We start from the raw sequence: 23,998 nt of genomic DNA on the forward strand, positions 1-23,998 counted from the left end.
ACGGCCTCGCGGCGCGGCTTCCGGTTCTCTTGGTGGCTTCTGTTCGCATACATGCACACCCGCGATCTGTGGCGGCAGCCACTGTTTATGCGTTGAAGCGACTCTACTTTTGGTGCCGTGCCCGTGGCAATGGCCGCCGGGCGGGGCACCATCGGCCGCCTGCAAACGGCGGTGCACCGCTACGCTGAACCGATGGAAAACGTGACGTGGTCAGAGCCCGCAGACCGGCGGCGGGGACGTGAACTGGTGGTCCTGCTGCACGGCTACGGATCAGGGGAGCAGGCAATGGAACGCCTCTTCACCGCGCTGCCGGCTTCTGCCGTGGGGGCTGCGGTGCGGGGACCGCTGGACGTGGGCGGAACCAGCGGATGGTTCCTGCTGGACCCGCTGCTGAACTCCGACACAAGCGAGGTCCTGGAATCGGCTCTCCGGCTGCTGGCCTGGCTGGACCGGATCCGGGCAGAGGAGGACTTCACCGGAATCTCCCTCGTCGGGTTCTCCCAGGGGATGGCCATGGCCGGCACGCTCCTGCGGCTGCGGCCGCGGGATTTCCGGGCCGTTGTAGGGCTGTCCGGCTGGATTGCCCGCAATGAGCTCCTGGCCGCCGCGGAACCGCTGCCGGCCCGGGTTCCGTTCTTTTGGGGACGGGACCGGCAGGACTGGGTCATCAATGCCGACGCGGTGGCTTACACCCGGGAATGGCTGGAGGAAAACGCAGCCCTCACCGCCCGGACCTATTCCGGAATGGGGCACACCATCGGTGCAGGGGAAGTCTCCGATGTCGCAGTTTTCCTTCGCCGGTACCTTGCTTTCGACACGCCGTAGGGGTGGAATGGCCACGCGCGCACGCGCTAACTAACACAGGCACGGCCAGATGGAAACTCCCCGCAAACTACTGGGTAAGCATGCTGATCAAGTAAGCTGGAACAAAGCGCGGCCCACAAGGCCGTGCGGTAAATCACTGTCACTCACATAGCAAGGAGAATCTCATGGGTTTCATTGCGTTCCTTATTCTTGGTCTCATCGCAGGTGCAATTGCAAAGATGATCCTCCCGGGTCGTCAGGGCGGCGGCTGGATCGCCACTCTGGTTCTGGGTGTCATCGGCGCCCTCCTGGGTAGCTGGCTCGGCGGCCTCCTCTTCAACAACGGCGGCGAGCTCTTCAGCCTGACGAACCTGTGGACCTGGGTCCTGGCTATCGTCGGCGCCCTCATCGTTCTGGTGATCTACGGCTTCGTTACCCGCAAGAGCGGCAACCGCGCCTAGTATGTTCAGACGCTGCTGACGCAGCGTTGATTCGAGGGGCGGGGCCCGGACGGAATATTCCGCCGGACCCCGCCCTTTGCTTTAAGCAAGCCCCCGTAGAGTTGAAGCCGGCATCGGATTTCCCCAAGGAGAGTTCTTGTGAAGCGACGTAAGTTCAATCCCGCAGCTCGACTGGCTGAACGCGCCACCTTCGGCGCGGACGGCAAGCCCAAGCCGCATGTAGTGCAAGCCATCGAGCGTGCCGTGGAAGTCCAGCGGCCGCTGGTGCTGGCGAACATCCGCAGGATGCAGCGCAAGAACCCGTCCGCCAACGCTGCAGAACTGATCAGGATCCTGGACCGGCACTACCTCAACGCGGTGACGGGAGGCGGTGCAGCCATCGGCGCCACCGCCGTGGTTCCGGGCGTGGGTACGGTCGCGGCACTTGGCCTGTCAGCCGCAGCAACGGTCGGCTTCCTTGAGGCCACTGCCCTGTACGCACAGTCGGTGGCTGAACTGCACGGAGTGCGCCTGGCTGATCCGGAGAAGTCCCGCACCATGGTCATGGCCGTCATGCTCGGCGAGGAGGGCACCTCGATGATGCAGTCCCTCTCCGGACGCGGGACCGCACAGGCATGGGGCAGCACCGTGGGCAGCATGCCCTCGGGCCTGATGGGCACCGTGGGCAGCAGCATCCGCAAGCAGTTCCTCAAGCGGTTCATGGCCCGCCAGGGTACCGCCATGCTGGGACGTGCCCTGCCGCTGGGCGTGGGCGCCGTCGTCGGCGGGGCCGGGAACCATGCCATGGGCAAGGGTGTCATCAAGGCAACGCGGGCCGCCTTCGGCGAGCCGCCGAAGTCGATCCCCGGACAGCTGGCCGGAGAGCTGGACCAGATGGAGAAATCCGCCTAGGAATCCACACCTGACCCGAAAAGGCCCGCCGGCAGTGAAGCCGGCGGGCCTTTTTGTGGAGGCTTCCTACCCGAAGATCGCCGTAGCGACGGTGAAGATCGCCAGCCCGGCCAGCGAACCGACCACCGTGCCGTTGATCCGGATGAACTGCAGGTCCTTGCCGACCTGCAGCTCGATCTTCTCCGAGGTTTCCTTCGCGTCCCAGCGCTCCACCGTCTCCGTGATGACGGCGGCAATGTCGTTGCTGTAGGTGCGGACCAGATACCCCGCCGCGTCCGCCACGTAGCCGTTCACCTTGGCCGCGAGTTCCGGCTCGTTGATCAGGCGCGTGCCGAAGTCCTGCAGCGCGGACTTGAAGTTGCGGGTGAGTTCGCTGTCCGGATCATCCGCGGCCGTCATCAGGGCGTTCTTGATGGTGGTCCAGGTGGAGGTCATCAGCTCGCGCACACGCGGGTCATCCAGCACCTGCTCCTTCACGGCGTCGGCCTTGGCCATGGTCTTGGGATCCTCCTGCAGATCCCGGGCCACCCCGGTGAGGTAGTTGTCCAACGCCACGCGCAGCTGGTGGTTGGGGTTTTCCTGCACATCGATCAGGAACCGTTCGGCCTGGATCTGCACGCGCTCGCCCACAATGTCATCCAGGAAGGCGGGAACCCACGACGGCGAACGCTCGGTAACCAGCCGGCCGATGACTTCCGGATTGGCCAGCACCCAGTCGGCCAGGCTGTCCACCACCAGGTTCACCAGCTGGTGGTGGTGGCCCTCCTCGAAGATCCGCTGGGCCATTTTTCCGGCCGGCGGTCCCCACTGCGGGTCCACCACATGGCGGCGGAACATTGATTCCAGGACATCCCTGACGGCGTCGTCGTCAAGCACCCTCAGGGCCCCGCGGATGGCTGCAGCGCCCTCGGTGGCCACGCGTTCGGCCCCCTCGGGGCGGGCCAGCCAAGTGCCTGCCTTCGCAGCGACCTGCATGGAGTCGAGCTTGGTCCGGATGATGTCCTCGGCCAGGAAGTTCTCTTCCACGAACTGGCCCAGGGACGCCCCGATCTGGTCCTTCTTTTCCGGGATGATGGCCGTGTGCGGGATTTTCACACCCATCGGATGCTTGAACAGGGCGGTCACCGCGAACCAGTCGGCAAGGGCACCGACCATGCCGCCCTCCGCAGCGGCACGTACGTACTCCAGCCACGGGTACCTGTCCTGCAGGGCGAAGGAGAAGAGGAAGATGACCGCCAGGAGGATCAGGAGGCCGGTGGCCAGCATTTTCATGCGCCGCAGGGCATAGGCGCGCTGCTCGTCGGTAGGCGGGGCAACCACGCTCACGCGTGCACCTCCTTCGCGGACAGGGACATCTTCGAGGTTGACGCGTGTTTCAATACCGCTCCCTAATCCAGTTCGCATCCCGCTGCGGAAACTTCTGCGCGGGACCACCCCAATCTAATCAGTGATTGCCGCGGCTGCGCTATGAGCCCCGGCATCCGTTGTGCGGCCGTGTGGTTGAGTAGTGCCATGGCATCCCCCATTGAGGATTATGCGCTGGTTTCCGATCTGCACACCGGAGCCCTGATTTCGCGGAACGGCAGCATGGACTGGCTTTGCCTGCCGAGGTTCGATTCGCCGTCGGTGTTCGGTGCGCTGCTCGGGAGCAGCGACCACGGGCGGTGGCTGCTGGCCCCGGAAGACAGCTCTGCGAAGGTGACGCACCGCGGTTACGTGGAATCCACCTTTGTGCTGCGCACGCATTGGCAGACGCCCACCGGCGCGGTCCGGGTCACGGATTTCATGCCGGTAAAGGACCGGCGGGCGTCCCTTATCCGGCGGATCGAAGGCATGAGCGGCAGTGTGGACATGCGGCAGGAACTGGAAATCCGCTTTGATTACGGCATGGTCATCCCCTGGGTTTTCCGGGGGCGGGACGACGACGGGGAGCACCTTTCCGCCATTGCGGGCCCGGGTGCCCTGGTCCTGCGCGGGCCGAGCCTGCCGGACGCGGAGAATCACCGGCACGTGGGGCGCTTCGAAGTCCGGGCCGGGGAGAGCGTTGACCTGGAGCTCACGTGGTACCCCTCGCACCGGCCGGTACCGCCCCGGCAGAGCGTTGACGCCGCCTTGCAGAGGACCATTGCCTACTGGCAGGACTGGGGCCGGCAGTGCCCTCAAAACGTCCCCTATGAACACGCTGTCCGGCGCTCCCTGCTGGTCCTGCGTGCCCTGACCCATGAGGACACCGGCGGGATTGTTGCGGCCCCCACCACCTCACTGCCCGAAGCGGCCGGAGGGGACCGGAACTGGGACTACCGGTACTGCTGGCTGCGGGACGCCGCGCTGACGCTCGAGGCGATGATGACCCACGGCTACGAGGAGGAGGCCCTGCAGTGGCGCAGCTGGCTCCTGCGCGCCGTCGCCGGAGATCCGGAGGACCTGCAGATCATGTACGCCGTGGACGGCGGGCGGGAACTTCCCGAGCAGATCCTTCCGCAGTTTCCCGGCTACGGGTCAGCGGCGCCCGTGCGGATCGGCAACGGCGCGGTAGGGCAGTACCAGGCGGACGTCGTGGGCGAAGTGATGGTGGCTTTGGATCGGCTGCGGGACCGGGGCGTGCCGGAGGACCACTTTTCCTGGCCCCTGCAGCGGGCGCTGCTGACCTTCCTGGAAAAGCACCTGGAGGAACCTGACCGGGGCATCTGGGAGATGCGCGGGACGCCCCGGCACTTCACCCACTCGCGGGTGATGATGTGGGCCGCCTTCGACCGTGCAGCCAACGCCGCCAGGACCTACGGGCTCGACGGGCCGGTGGAGGTCTGGGAAGGCCTGCGGGACGGGCTGCGCGACGAGGTCATGGAACGCGGCTGGGATCCCGCCCTGAACTCCTTCACCCAGTTCTACGGCAGCGGCACCGTTGATGCTTCCCTGCTCCAGCTGCCGCACGTGGGTTTTGTTGCCTACGACGACGAAAAAATGCTGGCTACGGTTTCCCGGCTGGAGTCGGAGCTGCTCGACGGTTCCGGACTCCTGCTGCGCTATGACACCGATACCGGGGTGGACGGACTGGCGGCCGGGGAGAACCCCTTCCTGGCGTGCAGCTTCTGGCTGGTGGAACAGTACGCCCACACCGGCCGGCTGCCCGAGGCCCGGCAGCTGATGGACCAGCTGGTGGGGTACGCCAACGAGCTTGGCCTGCTCAGTGAGGAATATGATGCAGAAAACGGAACCATGGCCGGAAACTTCCCGCAGGCGTTTTCCCACCTGACCCTGGTCCGTGCAGCCGATGCGATCGCGGTCGCCGTCGCTGCGCAACGGCCGCCTCAGCCATCCCGGCAGGCGCCGGTCCCCACTACCGAAGGAACCCGATGAACCGACAGACGCTCTCAGCGGTGGCCATGGCGGCCCTGCTGGCCACCAGCGCCGTCAACCACTTCCGCAACCCGCGCTTTTACAACGCGGTGGTTCCGCGCAGCATCAGCACCGATACCGAAGGGAAATACGGTGTGCTGACCCGGCGGCAGTGGACGCACGTCAGCGGAGTCATTGAGGTTGCGGCCGCGGCCGGACTGCTGCTGCCGGCCACCCGCCGGCTGGCGGCAACGGGTACCGCGGCCATGTACGTGGCTTTCATCTCGGGGCACATTACTGCACTGCAGCGCGCCTTCGGTCCCCGCGGCGGGAACAAGGAGAAGCTGATCCACAGCCTGCGGCTGCCGCTTCAGCTGCCGCTGATCCTCTGGGCGTGGAACCTGCGGAAATAGCGGATGGCCACTCAACTCCTGCTGCTCTCGGACACCCACCTGCCCAAGCGGGCCAAGGTGCTGCCCGAGGTCCTGTGGGCGGACATCGAAGCCGCCGACATTGTGGTGCATGCCGGCGACTGGGTGAATGAGGAACTGCTGGACGAGCTCCAGTCCCGCTCGCGGCAGCTGATTGCCTGTTACGGCAACAACGACGGCGCCGCGCTGCGGTCCCGGCTGCCACTGGTGGCCCGGGCCGTGGTCGAGGAGGTGCGGCTCGCCGTCGTGCATGAGACCGGTTCTGCGCTGAAACGTGAAGCACGCATGGATGTCCAGTTCCCGGACACGGACCTGCTGGTCTTCGGGCACAGCCACATCCCCTGGGATTCCGTGACACCGGCCGGAATGCGGCTGCTGAACCCCGGGTCCCCCACGGACCGCCGGCGCCAGCCGTTCTGCACCTACCTGCGCCTGGAGATTGACGGGAAAACAGTAACGCCCGATCTCCGGCGGCTTCCACCGCGGGAGAACGGGCGTTCCTGAACGTTCCTGGGCAGCACCGGTCCACCGGCGCTGGCCGGGTCAGGCCGGGACAGTGTCCCTGTGCAGAACCGGTCCACCGGCGCTGGCCGGGTCAGGCCGGGACAGTGTCCCTGTGCAGAACCGTTCCGGCTGCCTTCCGGCGGTCGTTGCCGCGCAGGCAGGCAATTGCTGCGCCGCCCACGAGCATCGGGACGATGAACAGGAAGTAGAGGCTGCCCGGTTCCCAGCCGCCGTCGATCAGCGAGCCGGCCACGATCGGGGAGATGATGGCACCCACCCGGCCCATGCCGGTGATGAACCCGACCGCCGTGGCGCGGACGTCCGAGGAGTAATAGACGGGGCCGATGGAGAACATGCCGGCGATGCCTGCGTTCACCAGGAAGCCCAGCAGGGCAGCCGCCAACAGGGCCGTGGGCAGCGCGCCGGTGGAGACCGCGTACACACCGAATCCGCCGGCGGCTAGGACGAAGAACGTCACCAGGACCCACTTGACGGCGAAACGGGCGGCGATCAGGCCGAAGACGATGGAACCGATGATCGCGCCCAGGCTGAAGAGCACACCGGCGTCGATGCCGTCCTGTGCCGTGAAGCCGCTGGCGGTGACGAGCTTGGGGGTCCAGGAGTTCGCGAAGTAGAAGCTGGCCATCAGCATCATGAAGGCGATGGACAGGAAGACGGTGGTCGCCGCGTACCTGCCGGAGAACAGTGCCTTCCAGCGGGAGCCGACAGTCAGTGCCGTGCCTGTGGGAATGAGGGGCAGTTCGGTGATCTGCGGCTGGTCCAGCCGGGCCAGGATGCGGTTGGTCTTGTCCAGGGCGCCGGCCGGGCGCCGGGTCATGAGGTAGTCCAGGGATTCGGGCAGCAGCTTCAGAATGAACGGGATCATGGCCAGCGTGATGATGCCGCCGAAAATGAACGCCGCGTGCCAGCTGTACGCCGCGATGAGGATGCCCGCAATGATGCCGCCCAGCATGCCGCCGATGGGCTGCCCGGCGCTGTAGAAGCTGATTGCGGTGGAACGCCGCTTGGCCGAGGAGTACTCGGAGACAAAGACGTTGAGGCTTGCCTGCATGGTGCCGATGGCCAGCCCGGTGATGAAGCGCAGAACAAAGAGGACTGTATAGGTCGGTGCAAAAGCGGAGGCGAACATACCCGCGGAAATCACCAGGGCGCAGATCAGGATGGTCTTCTGCCGGCCGATGATGTCAGCCACCTGGGCCACCAGGATGGATCCCACTGCCATGCCGAAGAGGGCCGCCGACAGCAGCATGCCCAGCTGGGCGCCGCTGAGGTCCCAATACTCGCTGATCGAATTGGCGCTGAAAGCCATGACCAGGACGTCGAAGCCGTCGATCATGTTCAAGGCGACGCAGATGGCGACAATGCCGACCTGCATGCGCTTCATGGGTGCCGCCTCGATGCGTTCCTTGATTTCCATGGCACTACCTAACTTGCTGCGGGATGTGGGGTGCCCGACGCTGTGCGCATGGCGAACGAGTGTTCGTTGAAAGAACCTCAATGAGTCTAGGGCCACAGAGTGGTGTGGCGCTAATTACATCTATCGGCGCGGATCGATGCGGTTAAAGCGAAAAAGCCAGGACCCGCACCTTGCGGCGGGTCCTGGCTTTTGGGCAGTTCCGGTATCGGTTAGTTCTGGATGCCGGGCTGGAACACGACCTTGATGCAGCCGTCTTCCTTCTTCTGGAACTTCCGGTACAGCTCCGGTGCGTCCTCGAGGCCGGCCTGGTGGGTCACCAGGTTGGTCACGCCCAGCGGATCGGCGGAATCCTCGACCAGCGGCATCAGGTCATCGGTCCAACGCTTGACGTTGCACTGTCCCATGCGCAGGTTCAGCTGCTTGTCGAACATGGCCATCAGGTTCATCGGGTCGGCCGTGCCGCCGTAAACGCCGCTCAGGGACACGGTGCCCCCGCGGCGGACGGCGTCGAGTGCTCCGTGCAGGGCGGAAAGGCGGTCCGTGCCGGCGGTTTCCATGGCCTTCTGGGCCAGCTTGTCCGGGAGCAGGCCGACGACGGTCTGGGCGGCCTTGCCAGCGGGGGAGCCATGGGCTTCCATGCCGACGGCGTCCACGACCGAGTCCGGGCCGCGGCCGTCGGTCATTTCACGCAGCTCGTCCGCGACGTCCTTGTGCAGGTCCAGCACCTCGACGCCGTACTGCGCAGCGAGGGCCCGGCGCTCCGGAACCGGCTCCACGCCGATCACGCGGTAACCGAGGTGGGTGCCGATGCGGGCAGCGAACTGGCCCACCGGCCCCAGGCCGTAGACGGCGAGTGTGCCGCCGTCGGGCACGTTGGCGTACTGCACGCCCTGCCAGGCGGTGGGCAGGATGTCGGAGAGGAACAGGTAGCGGTGATCCGGGAGTTCGGAGCCAACCTTGATGGGGTTGTAGTCGGCCAGCGGAACCCGCAGGTACTCGGCCTGGCCGCCGGGAACGGAGCCGTACAGCTCGGAGAAGCCGAAGAGCGCGGCGCCGGAGCCCTTTTCGCGGACCTGGGTGACCTCGCACTGGGTCTGCAGGCCCTGGCGGCACATGTAGCAGCTGCCGCAGGCGATCTGGAAGGGAATGACCACACGGTCACCCTTCTTCAGGCTGGTGACGGCCGAGCCGACCTCTTCGACGATGCCCATGGTCTCGTGGCCGAGGATGTCGCCTTCCTTCATGTACGGCATCAGGACGCCGTACAGGTGAAGGTCCGAGCCGCAGACGGCCGTGGAGGTGACGCGGATGATGGCGTCGGTGGGTTCCTGGATGGTGGGATCAGGTACTTGCTCCACGCTTACGGAGTTTTTTCCCTGCCATGTAACTGCTTTCACGTGCGATCCTCCTGCTGGTTGCATTCTGAGTGCGTTGAAAGAACTACTACTCATAGTGTCAATTCATAAGCGTACTGACAAAACGGTGCTTTCTGATGAATGCGCGTCAGGAATGGCGGAGAGGTGCGGGTGGTCAGGAGGTCCGGCCCGGGAGGACGGGCCACGGCGGTGCGCTGACGCCGGCCGCGGGGGTGTCCCGCGGGCCGGTTTTCCGGAGCCGGGCAAGGACGCGGCTGTCCCGGCGCAGGATCATGTCCAGTGCGGTCCGGTTATCCAGTGCCGTTGTGCCGTCCTGTGTTTCCTTGCTGCCGGTCCGGCCGGAGCCGGCCGGATTCCCGGACGGGGAACCCGGCGTCGGAGGGAGCTGGATGTGCACCCGCAGCGGCAGGCCCGCGGGTGCGGAGCGCTCGACGTCGTCCGCAACACCGGCGAGAACCTCCAGGGCCGTGGCCTCGATCCGGGCGGCACGCGAGAGGTTCACGCAGATGTCTGCGCCGAGGGTGGCGGTGTGATGGAGGATGTTCAGCAGGGCATCGCAGCTCGTGCCCGTGAGGGCTCCGCGGACTTCGATTGAGGCGGCTGCATTCCGCGTATCTACCTGGACCAGAACACGCAGCGGATTTTCCATGTCTTCTCCACGCTGACAGGTATTCCCCGGCCGCTGCTTGACCGGGTATGCAACCGTATCAACGCGGATGTCCTGCTGTCTGCCGTTCTTTCCTTTTCCGGCCGTCTGCGGGTGCAGCCGGTCAGAGGGTTGCCGCGGATTCCTTGTTTCCCGCGACGACGGCGGCCGTCGCCTCCGCGATGGCTTCCTCCTCATCAGTGGGCACCACCAGCACCGGAATGCTGGAATCCGCCGAACTGATCCGGCGGGCCTGCTTGCCGGATGCCAGGTTGGCATCGGTGTCGAGCCGGATGCCGAGCGGACCGAGCTGGTCCACCACCAGCTGGCGGAACTTCCACCCGTTCTCGCCGATGCCTGCGGTGAAGACCACTGCCTGCGCACCGCCTACGGCCACGTGGTAGGCGCCGATGTACTTGGCCAGCCGGTAGGCGGCCACGGTCAGAGCCAGCCGGGCCTGCTCGTTGCCGTGGTCGGCTGCCTCCTCGATGCCGCGCATGTCCGACTCGCCGGCCAGGGCCCGCAGCCCCGACTCCCGGTTGAGCAGGTCATCGAGGGCATCGGCGTCGTACCCCTGCCGGGCCAGGAAAATGAGGATGGACGGATCAACGTCTCCACTGCGGGTGCCCATCACCAGCCCCTCAAGGGGCGTGAACCCCATGGACGTGTCGATGCTCCTGCCGCCGCTGATGGCCGCCACCGAGGCGCCGTTGCCCAGATGCGCGATCACGGCGTTGAACTCCCCGGGGTTGATGCCCAGGAAACGCGCCGCCGCGGGGGCGACGTAGGCGTAGCTGGTGCCGTGGAAACCGTAGCGGCGGATGCCGTGCCGCCGGTACAGGCTGTCCGGCAGGGCATAGCGCCAGGCATGTTCGGGCAGGGTGCGGTGGAAGGCGGTGTCGAAGACGGCCACCTGCGGGATTTTCGGCCATTTGTCATGCACGGCACGGATACCCATGGCGCTGGCCGGGTTGTGCAGGGGGGCCAGCGGGCTGAGCCGTTCAATCGAGCGGACAATCTCGTTGTTGACCAGCACCGGTTCGCTGAAGCGCTCGCCGCCGTGCACCACCCGGTGCCCGACGGCGTCGATGGAGCGTCCCTGCAGCTCGTCCCGCAGCCGGCCGCTGAGTTCTTCCAGCGCCGCGGCGTGGTCGGGGACCACGTCGCCGATCCGGTCGATGATCCCCTTCGCCAGCAGCTCCTGGGTGTCCGTCTCACGGACCTGGTACTTCAGCGACGACGAACCGGAATTGATGACCAGAACCAGCATTTAATCCTCCTGAGCCTGCACCGCGGTGATGGCCACGGTGTTCACGATGTCTTCAACGGTGCAGCCGCGGCTGAGATCGTTGACCGGTTTGCGCAGGCCCTGCAGGATCGGGCCCACGGCCACTGCTCCGGCGGACTGCTGCACGGCCTTGTAGGTGTTGTTGCCGGTATTCAGGTCCGGGAAGATGAACACCGTGGCCTGCCCCGCCACGGAGGAGCCGGGAGCCTTGGAGGCGGCCACGGAGGCGTCGACGGCGGCGTCGTACTGGATGGGTCCTTCCACCGGAAGGTCCGGGCGGGCGCGGCGGACCAGGTCGGTGGCCTTCCGCACGCGCTCCACGGAACCGCCCGTCCCCGAGGAGCCGGTGGAGTAGGAGAGCATGGCGACCCGCGGCGTGACGCCGAACTGCTGCGCAGTGGCGGCGGAGGCCAGGGCAATGTCGGCGAGCTGCTCGGCATCCGGGTCCGGGTTCACCGCGCAGTCGCCGTAGACCAGGACGCGGTCCTCCAGCAGCATCAGGAACACCGAGGAGACGATCTTGACGCCCTCCTTTGTCCGGATGAACTCCAGTGCGGGCCGGATGGTGTTCGCCGTGGTGTGGGCAGCCCCGGACACCATGCCGTCCATCCGGCCCAGCTTAACCATCATGGTACCGAAGTATGCCCCGTGAAGCATACGTTCGTGGGCGTCCTCCAGGGAGACGCCCTTGTGCTTACGCAGGGTGGCGTACTCGCGGGCGAATTCCTCCCGGAGCCCGCTGGTGGCCGGGTTGATGAGGTTGATGTTGGACAGATCGATGCCTTCGCTGGCTGCCAGTTCGCGGATCTGGCCCTCGGGTCCCAGTACCGTGAGCGCGCAGACATCGCGGCGGCTCAGGATCTCCGCGGCCTGCAGCACCCGCAGGTCCAGTCCTTCCGGAAGCACAATCCGCTGCCGGCTGGCGCGGGCACGCACAATGAGCTCATTGAGGAACCGCAGCGGAGTGGTGGTGGCCGGGCGGGGGAGGACCAGGCGTTCCAGCAGTTCGGCCTCGTCGACATGCCGGGACCAGGTGCCCAGGGCAGCTGCCACCTTCCGCCGGTTGCCGCTGGAAATCTCGCCGCGGACCCGGCTGACCCGGCGCGCGGTGGTATAGGTGTCCATCCCGACCTCGAAGACGGGAAAGGGTGCCGACGCCAGCAGCCCCAGGATGGCAGGCTCCACGTCAATGCCACCGGTGAGGATCATGCCGCTGGCGACGGGAAAGTCGGAGGAGAAGGAGGACGCCAGGGTGGCAACCATAACGTCGGCGCGGTCGGCAGGAACGATCACCAGGGTCCCGTCCGAGAGCTGCGGGATGAAGTTTGCCACCGTCATGGCGGCCACCTTGACCTCGGCGACATCGCGTTCCAGGGAGGAACTGCCCGCAATCTGCCGGGCCTGCAGGGCATTCTGCACCTCGGCGATGGACGGCTGGGAAATTTCGCTCTGCTCGGGGATGACATAGACGGGCCGCCCGCTATGGCCGGGGCGGATGGCCGCGGTGACGGCCTCGACGTCGGACGGCGCCGCACGGTTGACCATCACTGCCAGCAGGTCGCATTTGGCGTCGGCGAGCTGGCGGCGGGCCACGTCCACCGCGTCAGCAGTTTCCGCCGCGCTGCTTTCCTGGGCGTTCACGACGGCCAGCACCATGGTGCCGAGGTCATTGGCCAGCCGGGCGTTGAGATCGAACTCCAGGGCGACGTCGTGCCCGGACAGATCGGTGCCTTCGACAATGACGACGTCGCAGTTCGCGGCGATCTCGCTGTAGACGGCCAGGCACCGGGCATCAACCTCCCCGCGCTCCCCGGCGACCAGCAGTGCCCGCAGCTGTGCGCGGGTCAGGCCTCCCCGGCACGTGGCAGGACCCAGATTGAAGCGGCGCTGCATCAGCTCCACCATGGGATCCTGTGCCGGATCCTCCCCCTCCACGATGGGCCGGAAGAAGCCCACCCGGTCTGCATGCCGGCCCAGCATGTCGGCCAGTCCAAGGCTGATGAGGGATTTGCCGGATCCGGGCGTCATGGCGCTTACATAGATTCCGCGGGCGGCCATAGCTGCTTGTCCGTTCGTTGCCGGGATGGAAAACCCGGGCTCAGCCACTAGAGGATCCGCGAAGTGGCCCAGGTCATATTCATCTTCCCAAAAGGCTGCCGCACTTGCCAGCAGGGACACCCCGGCCGGTCCGGCAGGCGGCGCTTCGCGGATTCGGCTGTCTCAGCATGTGAGACTAAAATAAGTGGGGCCAAGCGCCAAGCCTAAGATTGATCGGTTAGTTTCCCCATAGATAACGCAAGGAACCCCGTGAGTCTCTTCCGTACCAAACCCATTGAGAGTTCCCTGGCAGATGCCGACGAGCCGGGCCGCCGCCTAAAGCGCTCCCTCACTACGTGGGACCTGATGATCATGGGTGTTGCGGTAGCCGTAGGCGCGGGTATCTTCTCGGTGGGCGCCCGGGCGGCCGGGCAGTTCTCCGGTCCGGCCGTAACCCTTTCCTTCGTGCTGGCGGCGATCACATGCGCGCTGGCGATCATGTGTTACGCCGAGTTCGCCACGGCCATCCCGGTGGCGGGGTCGGCCTATGTGTTCACCTACGCCACGATGGGCGAGCTGGCGGCCTGGATTATCGGCTGGAACCTCATCCTGGAGCTGTTTACCGCAGCGGCAGTTATCGCGAAGTACTGGGGCATCTACCTCAGCGAGGTCTTTGCACTTATCGGCTGGGACGTGCCGGCAACGCTGGAACTGGGTGTGATTTCGCTGACCTGGGGCCCGTTCCTGATCGTTGCAGTCTTTACCTTCCTGCTGGTCATGGGTACCAAGCTTTCCGCCCAGGTGAGCAACGTTTTCACCATCATCAAGGTGGGCGTGGTGCTCTTCGTGATCGTCGCCGGATTCTTCTACGTCAAGGCGGAGAACTACACGCCGTTTATTCCGGATGCGGTCCCCACTGCCACTGATGGAACCTCGGGGGTCCTGCAGCAGTCCCTGTTCTCCTTCCTGACCGGTGCCGCCCCTGCGCAGTACGGCCTGTTCGGTGTCTTTGCCGGCGCCGCCATCGTGTTCTTCGCCTTCATCGGATTCGACGTGGTGGCCACCTCTGCCGAAGAGGTCAAGGATCCGGGCAAGACGTTGCCGCGCGGCATCTTCGCCGGCCTGGCCGTGGTCACGCTGCTTTACATCGGCGTCTCCCTGGCCCTGACCGGCATGGTTCCGTACACCGCGCTGGCCGCAGCCGAAGATCCCAACCTCGCCACGGCCTTTGCCCTCGTGGGAAATACCGGAGCGGCATCGGTCATCGCCGTCGGATCCCTGATTGGCCTGACCACGGTGATCATGGTGCTGCTGATGGGCCTGGCCCGCGTGGTGCTGGCGATGTCCCGGGACGGCCTGCTGCCCCGATCCCTCTCACGGACCAGCGACAAGCACGCCACGCCGGCCCGGCTGCAGATCATCCTCGGTGTCCTGGTTGCCGTGGTGGCTGGGTTCACGAGGGTGGACGTGCTCGAGGAAATGATCAACATCGGCACTCTTTCCGCCTTCGTGGTGGTCAGCCTGGGCATTCTGGTGCTGCGGAAGAAGCGTCCGGACCTGCGCCCGGCCTTCCGGGTGCCCTTCGGTCCGGTGATCCCCGTCCTTTCCGCAGTGCTGTGCCTGTACCTGATGACCAACCTGGCCGTGGAGACCTGGATCTACTTCGCCGGCTGGCTCCTTATCGGCTTCCTGCTGTACTTCGCCTACGGCCAGCGGCATTCACGCCTGAACGAGAAGTTCCATGATGTGGCCGCCGCCGGTGCTGGCCGGGACACGGCAGTCTAAGCGCCGCAATTCACCGACAAGGCCCGTGCCACATTGCCCCGCAGTGTGCGCGGGCCTTTTCGTACCCGCGGTGGCACACTGGGCAGATGCTTGTAGCCTTCTCAGTCGCCCCCTCCGGCACCGGTCCCGCCGGCGGACCGTCCGCCGACGCCTCGGTGCACAACGCCGTGGCGGCCGCCGTTCGAATCGTCCGTGAATCCGGCCTGCCGAATTCCACCGATGCCATGTTCACCACCCTCGAGGGCGAGTGGGACGAGGTGATGGACGTGATCCGCCGGGCTACGGAGGCCGTCGGCCAGTACGGCAGCCGCGTTTCGCTGGTACTCAAGGCGGACATCCGGCCCGGGCACACCGGCGAGCTGACCGCCAAGGTGGAACGGCTGGAAAAGGCACTGGGCGACCTCGACGAGTACAACGGGCACGCTTAGCAGCCGGACGCATCGGCGGAACGGGAGCGGAAGATGACGGCGCAGTGGGAACGGGTCGAAGAGTACCTGGGGAACCGGCTGGTGCAGCCGGATGACGACCTGAACGCCATCGTGGCCGCGACCGTCGCCGCAGGACTGCCCGCCATCGAAGTGTCCGCGGCGCAGGGGAAGTTCCTCATGCTCCTTGCCCGCATCGCCGGCGCGCGGCGGATCCTGGAGATCGGCACCCTGGGCGGGTTCAGTACGGCCTGGCTGGCCCGGGCCCTGCCCGACGACGGCGAGCTGGTGACCTGCGAATACGAGCCGCGCCATGCGGAGGTGGCCAGGGCCAACCTGGCTGCGGCCGGGCTCCTGGACCGCGTCAGCATCCGGGTGGGCGCGGCGCTGGACACCCTGCCGGACCTCATGGACGCGGAACCGTTCGACCTGTTCTTCATCGACGCGGATAAGGTCAACAACCCGGCCTACCTGGACTGGGCGGTGAAGCTCTCCCGGCCGGGGAGTGTGATTGTGGTGGACAACGTGGTCCGCGGCGGCAGCATCCTGGACCCGGACGGCGACGAGGCGGTGCAGGGCACCCGTGCCGCCGTGGACATCCTGGGCTCACATCCGCGTCTGGACGCCACGGCGCTCCAGACCGTGGGGGCCAAGGGATGGGACGGGTTCGCGCTCGCACTGGTGCTGTGACTGTCCGCTGTCCGGGCCGCAGCCGGTGCCGACTTAAGCTGGAGGTATGAGCTTTAGCATCCGGCGCGCTTCCCCCGGCGACGCCGAGGATTTTGTGTCCGTCCACCTGCAGTCCTGGCGGGAGAGTTACGCCCATGTGCTGGGCGAGGACGTGTTCCAGCGCCGGGAAGCGGACCGCAGCGCCGCCGTCGAACACCGGCGGGCCGCCCTGGCCGAACAGGCAGCGGACCCGGCCATCCGGAACTGGCTGGCCCACTCAGAGGACGGCCGGCTCCTTGGTTTCGCCTCCGCCGGCCCGGCAAGGGACAGCGACGTGGACGTGGCGCTGGAACTCTGGTCCATCTACATCCTGGCCGAAGCGTACGGAAAAGGAGTTGGCCAGGCGCTCCTGGAGCATGCCGTGGAGACGGAACCCGCCTACGTCTGGGTGCTGGAGGACAATGCCCGCGCCCAGTCCTTCTACCGCCGCAACGGTTTCGTTGCCGACGGGACGTCCAAGGACCTGCCGCAGGTCTGGGCCGGCACCGGCATGGTGGAAATCCGGATGGTGAGGCACTGATGGGACGCAAGCGCCCCGGCAAGGACCCGGTGGAAGCAGTTGCCGGCACCGGCCCGGTGGCCGGCACTTATCCCATTGACACCGGAACCTGCGAACTCGTTCCGGACTCGTTCAACCCGGACGGCTGGATCCTGATGATCAACGGGGTGCACAGCTCGCATATCGACCTGGCCGACCCCCGCCATCTGGACTTTGAATACATGCGCTGGATCGCCGCCCTGGTGGAATCGCGCTGGCGTCCGGACGCGTCACTGCGTGCCCTGCACCTGGGCGCCGCAGCGTGTTCGCTGGCCCGTTACCTCGCGGCCGTCTATCCCGGTGCCCGCCAGGTGGCCGTCGAACTGGACGGCCGGCTCGCCGAACTGGTCCGCGGCTGGTTTGACCTGCCCCGGGCACCCCTGCTGCGGCTGCGGGTGGGGGAGGCGCGTGCCGTCACCGAAACCCTGCACGAGGACAGCCGCGATCTGGTGATCCGTGACGTCTTCGCCGGCGCCAAGACACCCGTCCCCCTGACGACGGCGGAATTCACCGCCCACGTGATCCGCGTGCTGGCACCGGGCGGCATTTACGTGGTCAACTGCGGTGACACTCCGGACCTGCGCGGTGCGCGGGCCGAAGCGGCAACCATCTGTGCGGCCTTCGAGTACACCGCCGCGATCGCCGATCCCGCGATGCTCAAGGGCCGCCGCTACGGCAACATCATCCTGGCCGGCAGCGACACCCCGTTCGCGGAGGATCCGTCCCTGCCCCGCACCCTGCTGGGCGGAGCGGTGCCGGCCCATCTTTGGGATGACGCAAAAGTGCGCAGCTTCGCGGCAGGTTCCCGCCCGCTGCATGATGGTCCCGGTGAGGAGCAGCCGGACCGGCAGGGGCTTTCCACGCGTCCCCTGTAATGCCTGAGGGCGACACAGGGGTCCCTCCAGCAGCTCCCTACTAACAGTCAGCATGCTTATGTTAGTAGGGTGATGGGAGGGATGCCGCTTTCGGGCGGCGTCCGGACCTACGACGATGGAGGCTACATGTTCAGTAAGAGCACATCCGATCCCGACCCGCTCGTCCCCGGCGCCCCGGCTCCGCAGGCCCCGGAACTGGCCGAACCGACGGAACCCCGCGATCCGCTGCCGCCCAAGCCGGACCAGGACGGACCGGAGACGGTTACCGCCACAGGCGTGGCCACCGGGGCACCGAAGTCCTCCACCTCCCAGAGTGGAAAGTTCCTCACCACCGCGCAGGGCGCACGGCTGCGGGACACAGACCACTCCCTCAAGGCCGGTCCCCGCGGCCCGGTGCTGCTGCAGGACCACCACCTGCGGGAAAAGATCACCCACTTCGACCATGAGCGCATTCCCGAGCGCGTGGTCCACGCCCGCGGCGCTGCCGCGCACGGCGTGTTTACCGCCAACGGCACCGCTGAAGGTGTCACGCAGGCCGGCTTCCTCGCCAAGGGTGTGGAGACCCCCGTCTTTGTTCGGTTTTCCACCGTGCTTGGCTCCCGCGGCTCCGCGGACACCGTCCGGGACACCCGCGGTTTCAGCACCAAGTTCTACACGGCCGAAGGAAACTACGACCTGGTCGGCAACAACATTCCGGTGTTCTTCATCCAGGACGCCATCAAATTCCCCGACGTGATCCACGCGGGCAAGCCACACCCGGACCGGGAAATCCCGCAGGCCCAGAGCGCCCATGACACCTTCTGGGACTTCGTCTCCCTCCACACCGAAGCCCAGCATCACACCATGTGGAACATGTCGGACCGGGGCATCCCCCGCTCCTACCGCACCATGGAAGGCTTCGGCGTCCACACCTTCCGGCTGATTAACGCCGCCGGTCAAACCACGCTGGTGAAGTTCCACTGGAAGCCCCGCCAGGGCGTGCACTCCCTGGTCTGGGAAGAGGCGCAGATCATTAACGGCATGGATCCGGACTTCCACCGCCGCGACCTTGCCGACGCCATTGAGGCCGGCGCGTTCCCGCAGTGGGACCTGGGCATCCAGGTTTTCCCGGACACCGAGGACGAAATGTTCGAGGGCATCGACCTGCTGGATCCGACCAAGCTCGTCCCCGAGGAACTGGCTCCCGTGCAGGTCATCGGCACCATGACGCTCAACGCGAACGTCACGAACTACTTCGCGGAAACCGAACAGGTGGCCTTCCACCCCGGACACCTGGTGCCGGGCATCGACGTCACCAATGACCCGCTGCTGCAGGGCCGGCTGTTCTCCTACATCGATACGCAGCTGACCCGGCTGGGCGGCCCGAACTTCAGCCAGATTCCCATCAACCGCCCGCATGCACCCGTCAACGACATGCTCCGGGACGGGTTCCACCAGAGTGCGGACCATTCCGGCGTGGCTCCGTACCAGCCCAACTCCCTCGACGGCGGCTGCCCCTTTATGGCCGGAGCAGACATGGGTGCCCTCATCGACGTTCCCGTCGAGGTGCCCGCGGCCCGTAAAGTGCGCGAGAACCCGGCGACCTTTGATGACCACTACAGCCAGGCGCGGATGTTCTTCCGTTCCCTGACGCCGGTGGAACAGGACCATGTGGTTCAGGCCTACACGTTTGAACTGGGCAAGTGCTACGAGGAGAACATCCGGCTGCGCCAGCTCCAGTCGCTTGCGAATATCGACAAGCGCCTTGCCGACGATGTGGCCGCCGGCCTGGGCCTGACGGCCCCGGCTCCCGCCCTCGCCGTCGCCGACACCGACCCCAGCCCTGCCCTCAGCCAGCTCGGCGGCACCTGGCCGGTGGCCGGCCGGATGGTCGGCGTTGTCGCCGATGAAGCATCCGACCTGGCCACGGTTTCCGAGGTCCTGGCAGCACTCCATGCAGAGGGCATGGTCCCGCTGGTCATTGCACCGCACGGCGGCAAGCTGGGCGGTGAAATCACTGTCCAGCGGACCTACCTGACGGCCCGCTCCACCGAATTCGACGCCGTGATCGTGGCGGCCTCGGGTGCCGCGGCACCGGATGCGGCGGACAGCCTGGATGCCAAGGCAGGCAACCCGGGCGGGCACCCCTCCCTTGACCCCAGGGTCACCCTGCTCCTGGCCGAAGCCTTCCGCCACGCCAAGGCCCTTGGGGCCTGGGGCGACGGCGGTTCGGTCCTTGCGGCAGCCGGCATCCCCGCGGAAACGCCCGGCATTGTCGTAGGCGGAGCCGCCGAGGTTGCGTCCGGCGTTACCGCGCTCCTGGCGAACCACCGGGTGTGGGAGCGTTTCCCCACCGCCTAGCTGACGCGGTTGCCGGTGCCGAAACCGGATAAAACAAGAAGGGATCCGCGGCCGCGGATCCCTTCTTGTTTGGCAGTCTTGGTTGGCGGTGCAGGGCGGAATCGCTCCCCGCCTAGATTCCCGCTATTTCCCTGATCGGACCGATGCCGAAGAACAGGGCGAATGCCGCTGCCACCACGTACATCAGGGGGTGGACCTCGCGGCCCCGGCCCTGGAAGACGCGGATGATGGTGAAGGAGATGAACCCGGCACCCAGACCGTCAGCAATCGAGTAGGTGAACGGCATCAGCGTGAAGGTAAGGAAGGACGGCAGAGCCAGCCCGATGTCGCTCCAGTCGATCTTGCCGACCTGGGAGACCATCAGGTAGCCCACGACCACCAGGGCAGGGGCCACGGCCTCGAACGGCACCAGATAGATCAGCGGCGTCAGGAACATGGCCACGATGAACAGCAGGCCGGTCACCACGGAGGCAAGCCCGGTGCGCGCACCTTCGCCGATGCCGGCGCCGGACTCCACGAAAATCTGGTTGGAGGAAACGCCGGCGCCGCCGCCGGCCACCGCACCCGCGGCATCCACCAGGAGGACACGCTCCACGCGGGGGATGTTGCCGTCCTTGTCGATGCTGCCGGCCTCGGTGGCGAGGCCCACCATGGTGCCCATCGCATCGAAGAAGATGCTGAGCAGGATCACGAAGACCAGCAGCGAGGCGGCAACTCCGCCCAGGGTCTGGAAGGGCCCTACGAGGCTGACATCGCCGATCAGGGAGAGGTCCGGAGCAGCCCATTGGGGCATGCTCGGGGTCACCAGCGACCAGCCGGTAGCCACTCCGGCGCCCTGGCTGCCCGGATCGGCCAGCCATTCGACAATGACGGCGAACACGGTCGAGGCGACAATGCCGATGAGGATCGCACCCCGGACCTTGCGGGACATCAGCACAATGGTCAGCAGCAGGCCGAAGACAAACACCAGCGTGGGCCACCCCAGCAACTGGCCGCCGTTGCCCAGGCCCAGCGGCACAGTGGTGCCGGCCGCATCCGGGTTACGCCGTACAAACCCGGCATTGACCAGTCCCACCAGCGCCACGAACAAGCCGATGCCGACCACGATGGCGGTCTTCAGGCTGGGCGGCACGGCGCGGAAGACCGCTGTGCGGAATCCGGTCAGGACCAGGATCACCATCGCCAGGCCTGCGATCACCACCAGGCCCATCACATCCGGCCAGGTCAATCCGTCATTTGAGGCAACCGTGACGGCCACGAAGGCGTTGACGCCCAAACCGGTGGCGATCGCGAACGGGTGCTTGGCCCAGATGCCCATGATGAGGGTCAGAATGCCCGCCACCAGGGCGGTGCCCGCGGCGATTGCCGGGCCGGGCATGGTGTTACCCATCGAATCCTCGCCGCCGAGTATCAGCGGATTGAGGACCACGATGTAACTCATCGCGAAGAAGGTGGCCAGACCGCCGCGTATTTCAGCTGATACGGAGGAGCCACGCTTGGTGATCTCGAAGTAGCGGTCCAGCTTTGAACCTTGTTTGAGCATGATGCGTCCTCTGAACTGACCTGCGGGGGGATGATGAGGGAATCCTGCTCTTAGATCTTATCGCGGAGCCGGGTCAGCGCCCCGGACCATGGGCGGTTAGGCTGAAACGGTGATAAATTTTGTCCGCAATAACCGCTCGGTATCAGGTTTCGCCGCCGCGGCCGCCGCGTTCCTGCTGGCTCTGTGCGCCGGACTGCTGGTCTGGGCCCCGCCTGCTGCCGCGCATGATGAACTGACCGGCAGCACCCCGGCCAACGGTGCCGTGCTGGAGGCAGCCCCGGAGTCCGTTGAGTTGGTCTTCTCAAATAATCCAGCTGCCATCGGCTCCCGGGTGCAGGTCCTGGACGCCGCCGGAACCGACTGGGCCGACGGGGATGTGCGGATCCTGGATAACACCGCCACCCAGCCGCTGCGCTCTTCCCTGCCGGCCGGAACCTACACGGTGAACTGGAGGGTGGTGTCCTCCGACGCCCACCCGATCGGGGACGGGGAGTCGTTCACGTTCACCGTCACGGGCGGGACCTCCGCCGGAGCCTCCGCTCCGGCCACTGCCGCCCCGTCCACTGCTGAACCGCTGCCCGACGCAACCCAAAGTCCGGTGCTGAACCGGTCCGATGACCCGGGGTCCCCGTGGCCGGTGATTGTTCCGGCCGCCGTGGTGCTGGCAGCCGTGGCAGTACTGATTGCCCTGATCGTCCGCCGGCGGCTGCGCGAGGACTGACGCTTACGTCCGTAGGAGGCACTGCGGGGCGGGAAGTCCGGCGTCTGCAATAGCTTCCCCGGCAGCCTTGGCCTGCCGCACCAGCCCCCGGAGGGACGGCAGCAGGTTTTCGCCAACGCCCACAAGGTAGACGCCCGCGCTCCGCAGGGTGGCCGCCGCTTCGGGTCCTGAGCCCACCCCCACGGCGCGGGCCAGCCTGCGCAGATCCGATCTGGAACAGCTGGTGAGCACCACGTAGTCGGCCAGCAGCAGTTCCCTGCCTGTGCGTACGGCCCATTTGCCGGAGCCCGCCACCGGCGAGGGCAGCAGGCCGGCGGAAACCGCCAGGGTCATCTCCTGCGCGGCGGAATCCTCCCGGATGTCCAGCCGGTGGCTGGCAACATAGGCGTGCAGCACGCGCAGCAGCTCCGCCCGCTCCGGGAGTACCTCCGGCTCCGCCGCTGCCTCCCTGATGGTGGCTGCTGCCGGGGCCGGACCTTGGACCACTATGGAGTCCACGCCCTGCCGGCAGAGCTCGGCGGCCACCGCCAAACCGCTGAGCCCGCAGCCAATGACGATGGCGCAGGTCAACTCCGTTGCTGTTTCCCCGTGTGTGGTTTCGGCATGCCCGGAGGCACCGGTGCGGGCGTCCCTACGAGAATCCACGCAGGTGTTCCTTCCGACGGTTTTGGACACCTCCCCACAGGCTTCGGTTCTGGGGCGGAACCATATAGGCACTTGGGCCGGGACGGTAGCGTAGCCGGGCACCCGGCGGGGTACGCTACTGCCAAGGACAGCCGGAAGGTGAAGCGCCGGTTGGGGACCGGAAGGAACGGACATGACTGATTCGACCTGGGGTGCAGGCAGCACGGACGGGCCTGCGGGCATCGTCGTGGGCGTGGATGGATCGGACCAGAGCATCTGTGCCCTGTTCTGGGCCGCCCGGGAGGCGCAGCGGCGGCGCTGCCCCCTTCACGTCGTGACGGCGTACACGGTACCCATATTCGCTGCCTCCTCGATGGACGCCGGGTACACCACTGTTGATGACGCAATCATCAGGGACGGCGCCCGGCAGGTGCTGGATGAGGCAGTGGAGCGGATCAGCCATTACGGACTCGAAGTGGTCCCCCGGGTGGAGAGCGGAGATGCGGCGGCCGTTCTGCTGGAGCTCTCTGAAGACGCCGACCTCATGGTGGTGGGATCGCGCGGCCGCGGCGGATTTGTCGGGCGCCTGCTGGGGTCCGTTTCCAGCGCCCTGCCGGCGCACGCCAAGTGCCCCACGGTCGTGGTGCCGCTGCGGACCGCCGGCCGGCTGCCCGACTCGGGCGTGCGGCCGCCGGCGAACTCTCCGGACCCGGACGCGGTGCACCGCGCCGTCGTCGTTGGCGTGGACGGTTCGGAACAGGGCCGGGCCGCGTCGCTGGTTGCGGCCGAACAGGCGCAGAGCAGAAACCTCCCGCTGCGCATCCTGTGTGCATTGCCGCCGTTCACCGGCTCACTCGCCTGGGTGCCCGCACCGCTGGATATCGAGGCGCTGCATTCGGAGCTGCAGGAACAGCTCGACGCCGGCCGTGACTGGCTGCAGAGCCACTTCCCGGAACTGGAAATGACCGTGGAACTGGTGGACGGCAGCCCGGGGGAGATCCTGATCCAACGCACCGCGAAGGTCGAGCTGCTGGTGATGGGCACTCGCGGCCGGGGCGGCTTCGCCGGCATGCTGATGGGATCCACCAGCCAGAGCGTGCTGCACCACGCCAAGGGCCCCCTGATGGTGGTGCCGGACCATGACGATCCCCGGCTGCTGGACCGGCCGAACTTCGGCCCGATGATTGCTGAATAGCCCGCCGGGCA

General features: G+C 66.5%; 22 protein-coding genes. 14 read left to right on the forward strand and 8 right to left on the reverse strand.

What is annotated here, in order from left to right:
- The first annotated feature begins 117 nt into the window (after positions 1–117).
- The 3 genes from N2K95_RS00655 to N2K95_RS00665 all read left to right on the forward strand — a co-directional run bounded on the left by N2K95_RS00655 (position 118) and on the right by N2K95_RS00665 (position 2,156).
- Complete coding sequence (locus N2K95_RS00655) at positions 118–825, forward strand: alpha/beta hydrolase (protein ID WP_313771163.1); 708 nt, start codon at positions 118–120, stop codon at positions 823–825.
- Positions 826–989: 164 nt separating this feature from the next.
- Positions 990–1,265 (forward strand): GlsB/YeaQ/YmgE family stress response membrane protein, encoded by a 276-nt coding sequence (locus N2K95_RS00660; RefSeq protein WP_255791428.1) that lies wholly within the window; start codon positions 990–992, stop codon positions 1,263–1,265.
- A 138-nt stretch (positions 1,266–1,403) separates the two neighbouring features.
- Positions 1,404–2,156: a hypothetical protein gene (locus tag N2K95_RS00665; protein WP_260652479.1), complete on the forward strand. Its 753-nt coding sequence runs from the start codon at positions 1,404–1,406 to the stop codon at positions 2,154–2,156.
- A 66-nt stretch (positions 2,157–2,222) separates the two neighbouring features.
- On the opposite strand, the gene N2K95_RS00670 is transcribed toward N2K95_RS00665, so the two are convergent.
- Positions 2,223–3,560 carry a DUF445 domain-containing protein gene (locus tag N2K95_RS00670; RefSeq protein WP_407080105.1) on the reverse strand — a complete coding sequence of 446 codons (1,338 nt, stop codon included), beginning with the start codon at positions 3,558–3,560 and terminating at the stop codon, positions 2,223–2,225.
- A gap of 108 nt (positions 3,561–3,668) precedes the next feature.
- Between N2K95_RS00670 and N2K95_RS00675 the strand changes: the two genes are divergently transcribed.
- The 3 genes from N2K95_RS00675 to N2K95_RS00685 are packed head-to-tail and all read left to right on the forward strand — an operon-like array spanning position 3,669 to position 6,427.
- Positions 3,669–5,513 (forward strand): glycoside hydrolase family 15 protein, encoded by a 1,845-nt coding sequence (locus N2K95_RS00675; RefSeq protein WP_260652480.1) that lies wholly within the window; start codon positions 3,669–3,671, stop codon positions 5,511–5,513.
- Positions 5,510–5,905 carry a DoxX family protein gene (locus tag N2K95_RS00680; protein ID WP_260652481.1) on the forward strand — a complete coding sequence of 132 codons (396 nt, stop codon included), beginning with the start codon at positions 5,510–5,512 and terminating at the stop codon, positions 5,903–5,905. Before N2K95_RS00675 ends, N2K95_RS00680 begins: the two co-directional genes overlap by 4 nt.
- A gap of 3 nt (positions 5,906–5,908) precedes the next feature.
- A complete protein-coding gene (locus N2K95_RS00685; protein WP_260652482.1) occupies positions 5,909–6,427 on the forward strand; it encodes a metallophosphoesterase family protein in 519 nt (172 codons plus the stop codon).
- A gap of 91 nt (positions 6,428–6,518) precedes the next feature.
- On the opposite strand, the gene N2K95_RS00690 is transcribed toward N2K95_RS00685, so the two are convergent.
- The 5 genes from N2K95_RS00690 to pta all read right to left on the reverse strand — a co-directional run bounded on the left by N2K95_RS00690 (position 6,519) and on the right by pta (position 13,203).
- Positions 6,519–7,865, reverse strand: a complete 1,347-nt coding sequence (locus tag N2K95_RS00690) for an MFS transporter (RefSeq protein WP_260652483.1) — start codon at positions 7,863–7,865, stop codon at positions 6,519–6,521.
- A gap of 209 nt (positions 7,866–8,074) precedes the next feature.
- Positions 8,075–9,262 carry a zinc-dependent alcohol dehydrogenase gene (locus tag N2K95_RS00695; RefSeq protein ID WP_255791434.1) on the reverse strand — a complete coding sequence of 396 codons (1,188 nt, stop codon included), beginning with the start codon at positions 9,260–9,262 and terminating at the stop codon, positions 8,075–8,077.
- A 133-nt stretch (positions 9,263–9,395) separates the two neighbouring features.
- Positions 9,396–9,890, reverse strand: a complete 495-nt coding sequence (locus tag N2K95_RS00700; protein WP_260652484.1) for a hypothetical protein — start codon at positions 9,888–9,890, stop codon at positions 9,396–9,398.
- A gap of 121 nt (positions 9,891–10,011) precedes the next feature.
- A complete protein-coding gene (locus tag N2K95_RS00705; protein ID WP_260652485.1) occupies positions 10,012–11,157 on the reverse strand; it encodes an acetate/propionate family kinase in 1,146 nt (381 codons plus the stop codon).
- Positions 11,158–13,203: a phosphate acetyltransferase gene (gene pta, locus N2K95_RS00710; RefSeq protein ID WP_260652486.1), complete on the reverse strand. Its 2,046-nt coding sequence runs from the start codon at positions 13,201–13,203 to the stop codon at positions 11,158–11,160.
- 279 nt (positions 13,204–13,482) lie between these two features.
- Between pta and N2K95_RS00715 the strand changes: the two genes are divergently transcribed.
- The 6 genes from N2K95_RS00715 to N2K95_RS00740 all read left to right on the forward strand — a co-directional run bounded on the left by N2K95_RS00715 (position 13,483) and on the right by N2K95_RS00740 (position 19,904).
- Positions 13,483–14,997, forward strand: coding sequence for an amino acid permease (locus N2K95_RS00715; RefSeq protein WP_260652487.1), 1,515 nt, complete (start codon positions 13,483–13,485; stop codon positions 14,995–14,997).
- 86 nt (positions 14,998–15,083) lie between these two features.
- On the forward strand, positions 15,084–15,425 hold the full coding sequence (locus tag N2K95_RS00720) for a thiamine-binding protein (RefSeq protein ID WP_260652488.1): 342 nt from the start codon (positions 15,084–15,086) through the stop codon (positions 15,423–15,425).
- A 33-nt stretch (positions 15,426–15,458) separates the two neighbouring features.
- The gene (locus N2K95_RS00725; RefSeq protein ID WP_260652489.1) at positions 15,459–16,112 is read left to right on the forward strand and encodes an O-methyltransferase; all 654 of its coding nucleotides are present in this window, start codon (positions 15,459–15,461) and stop codon (positions 16,110–16,112) included.
- Between the two features lie 46 nt (positions 16,113–16,158).
- On the forward strand, positions 16,159–16,671 hold the full coding sequence (locus N2K95_RS00730) for a GNAT family N-acetyltransferase (protein WP_255791442.1): 513 nt from the start codon (positions 16,159–16,161) through the stop codon (positions 16,669–16,671).
- Positions 16,671–17,564, forward strand: a complete 894-nt coding sequence (locus N2K95_RS00735; protein ID WP_260652490.1) for a spermidine synthase — start codon at positions 16,671–16,673, stop codon at positions 17,562–17,564. Before N2K95_RS00730 ends, N2K95_RS00735 begins: the two co-directional genes overlap by 1 nt.
- Before the next feature lie 126 nt (positions 17,565–17,690).
- A complete protein-coding gene (locus N2K95_RS00740) occupies positions 17,691–19,904 on the forward strand; it encodes a catalase (RefSeq protein WP_260652491.1) in 2,214 nt (737 codons plus the stop codon).
- A gap of 112 nt (positions 19,905–20,016) precedes the next feature.
- Here N2K95_RS00740 and N2K95_RS00745 read toward each other — a convergent pair whose 3' ends face one another.
- Positions 20,017–21,447, reverse strand: a complete 1,431-nt coding sequence (locus N2K95_RS00745) for an NCS2 family permease (RefSeq protein WP_260652492.1) — start codon at positions 21,445–21,447, stop codon at positions 20,017–20,019.
- Between the two features lie 109 nt (positions 21,448–21,556).
- Here N2K95_RS00745 and N2K95_RS00750 point away from each other — a divergent pair, with 109 nt between their 5' ends.
- The gene (locus tag N2K95_RS00750; protein ID WP_260652493.1) at positions 21,557–22,168 is read left to right on the forward strand and encodes a copper resistance CopC family protein; all 612 of its coding nucleotides are present in this window, start codon (positions 21,557–21,559) and stop codon (positions 22,166–22,168) included.
- 3 nt (positions 22,169–22,171) lie between these two features.
- On the opposite strand, the gene N2K95_RS00755 is transcribed toward N2K95_RS00750, so the two are convergent.
- Positions 22,172–22,813 carry an MDR/zinc-dependent alcohol dehydrogenase-like family protein gene (locus N2K95_RS00755; RefSeq protein ID WP_260652494.1) on the reverse strand — a complete coding sequence of 214 codons (642 nt, stop codon included), beginning with the start codon at positions 22,811–22,813 and terminating at the stop codon, positions 22,172–22,174.
- Between the two features lie 172 nt (positions 22,814–22,985).
- On the opposite strand from N2K95_RS00755, the gene N2K95_RS00760 reads away from it, so the two are divergent.
- The gene (locus N2K95_RS00760) at positions 22,986–23,987 is read left to right on the forward strand and encodes a universal stress protein (protein ID WP_260652495.1); all 1,002 of its coding nucleotides are present in this window, start codon (positions 22,986–22,988) and stop codon (positions 23,985–23,987) included.
- The last annotated feature ends 11 nt before the right edge of the window (positions 23,988–23,998 follow it).

It is taken from the genome of Arthrobacter zhaoxinii (genome assembly GCF_025244925.1).
GTDB classification, from domain to species: Bacteria; Actinomycetota; Actinomycetes; order Actinomycetales; family Micrococcaceae; genus Arthrobacter_B; species Arthrobacter_B zhaoxinii.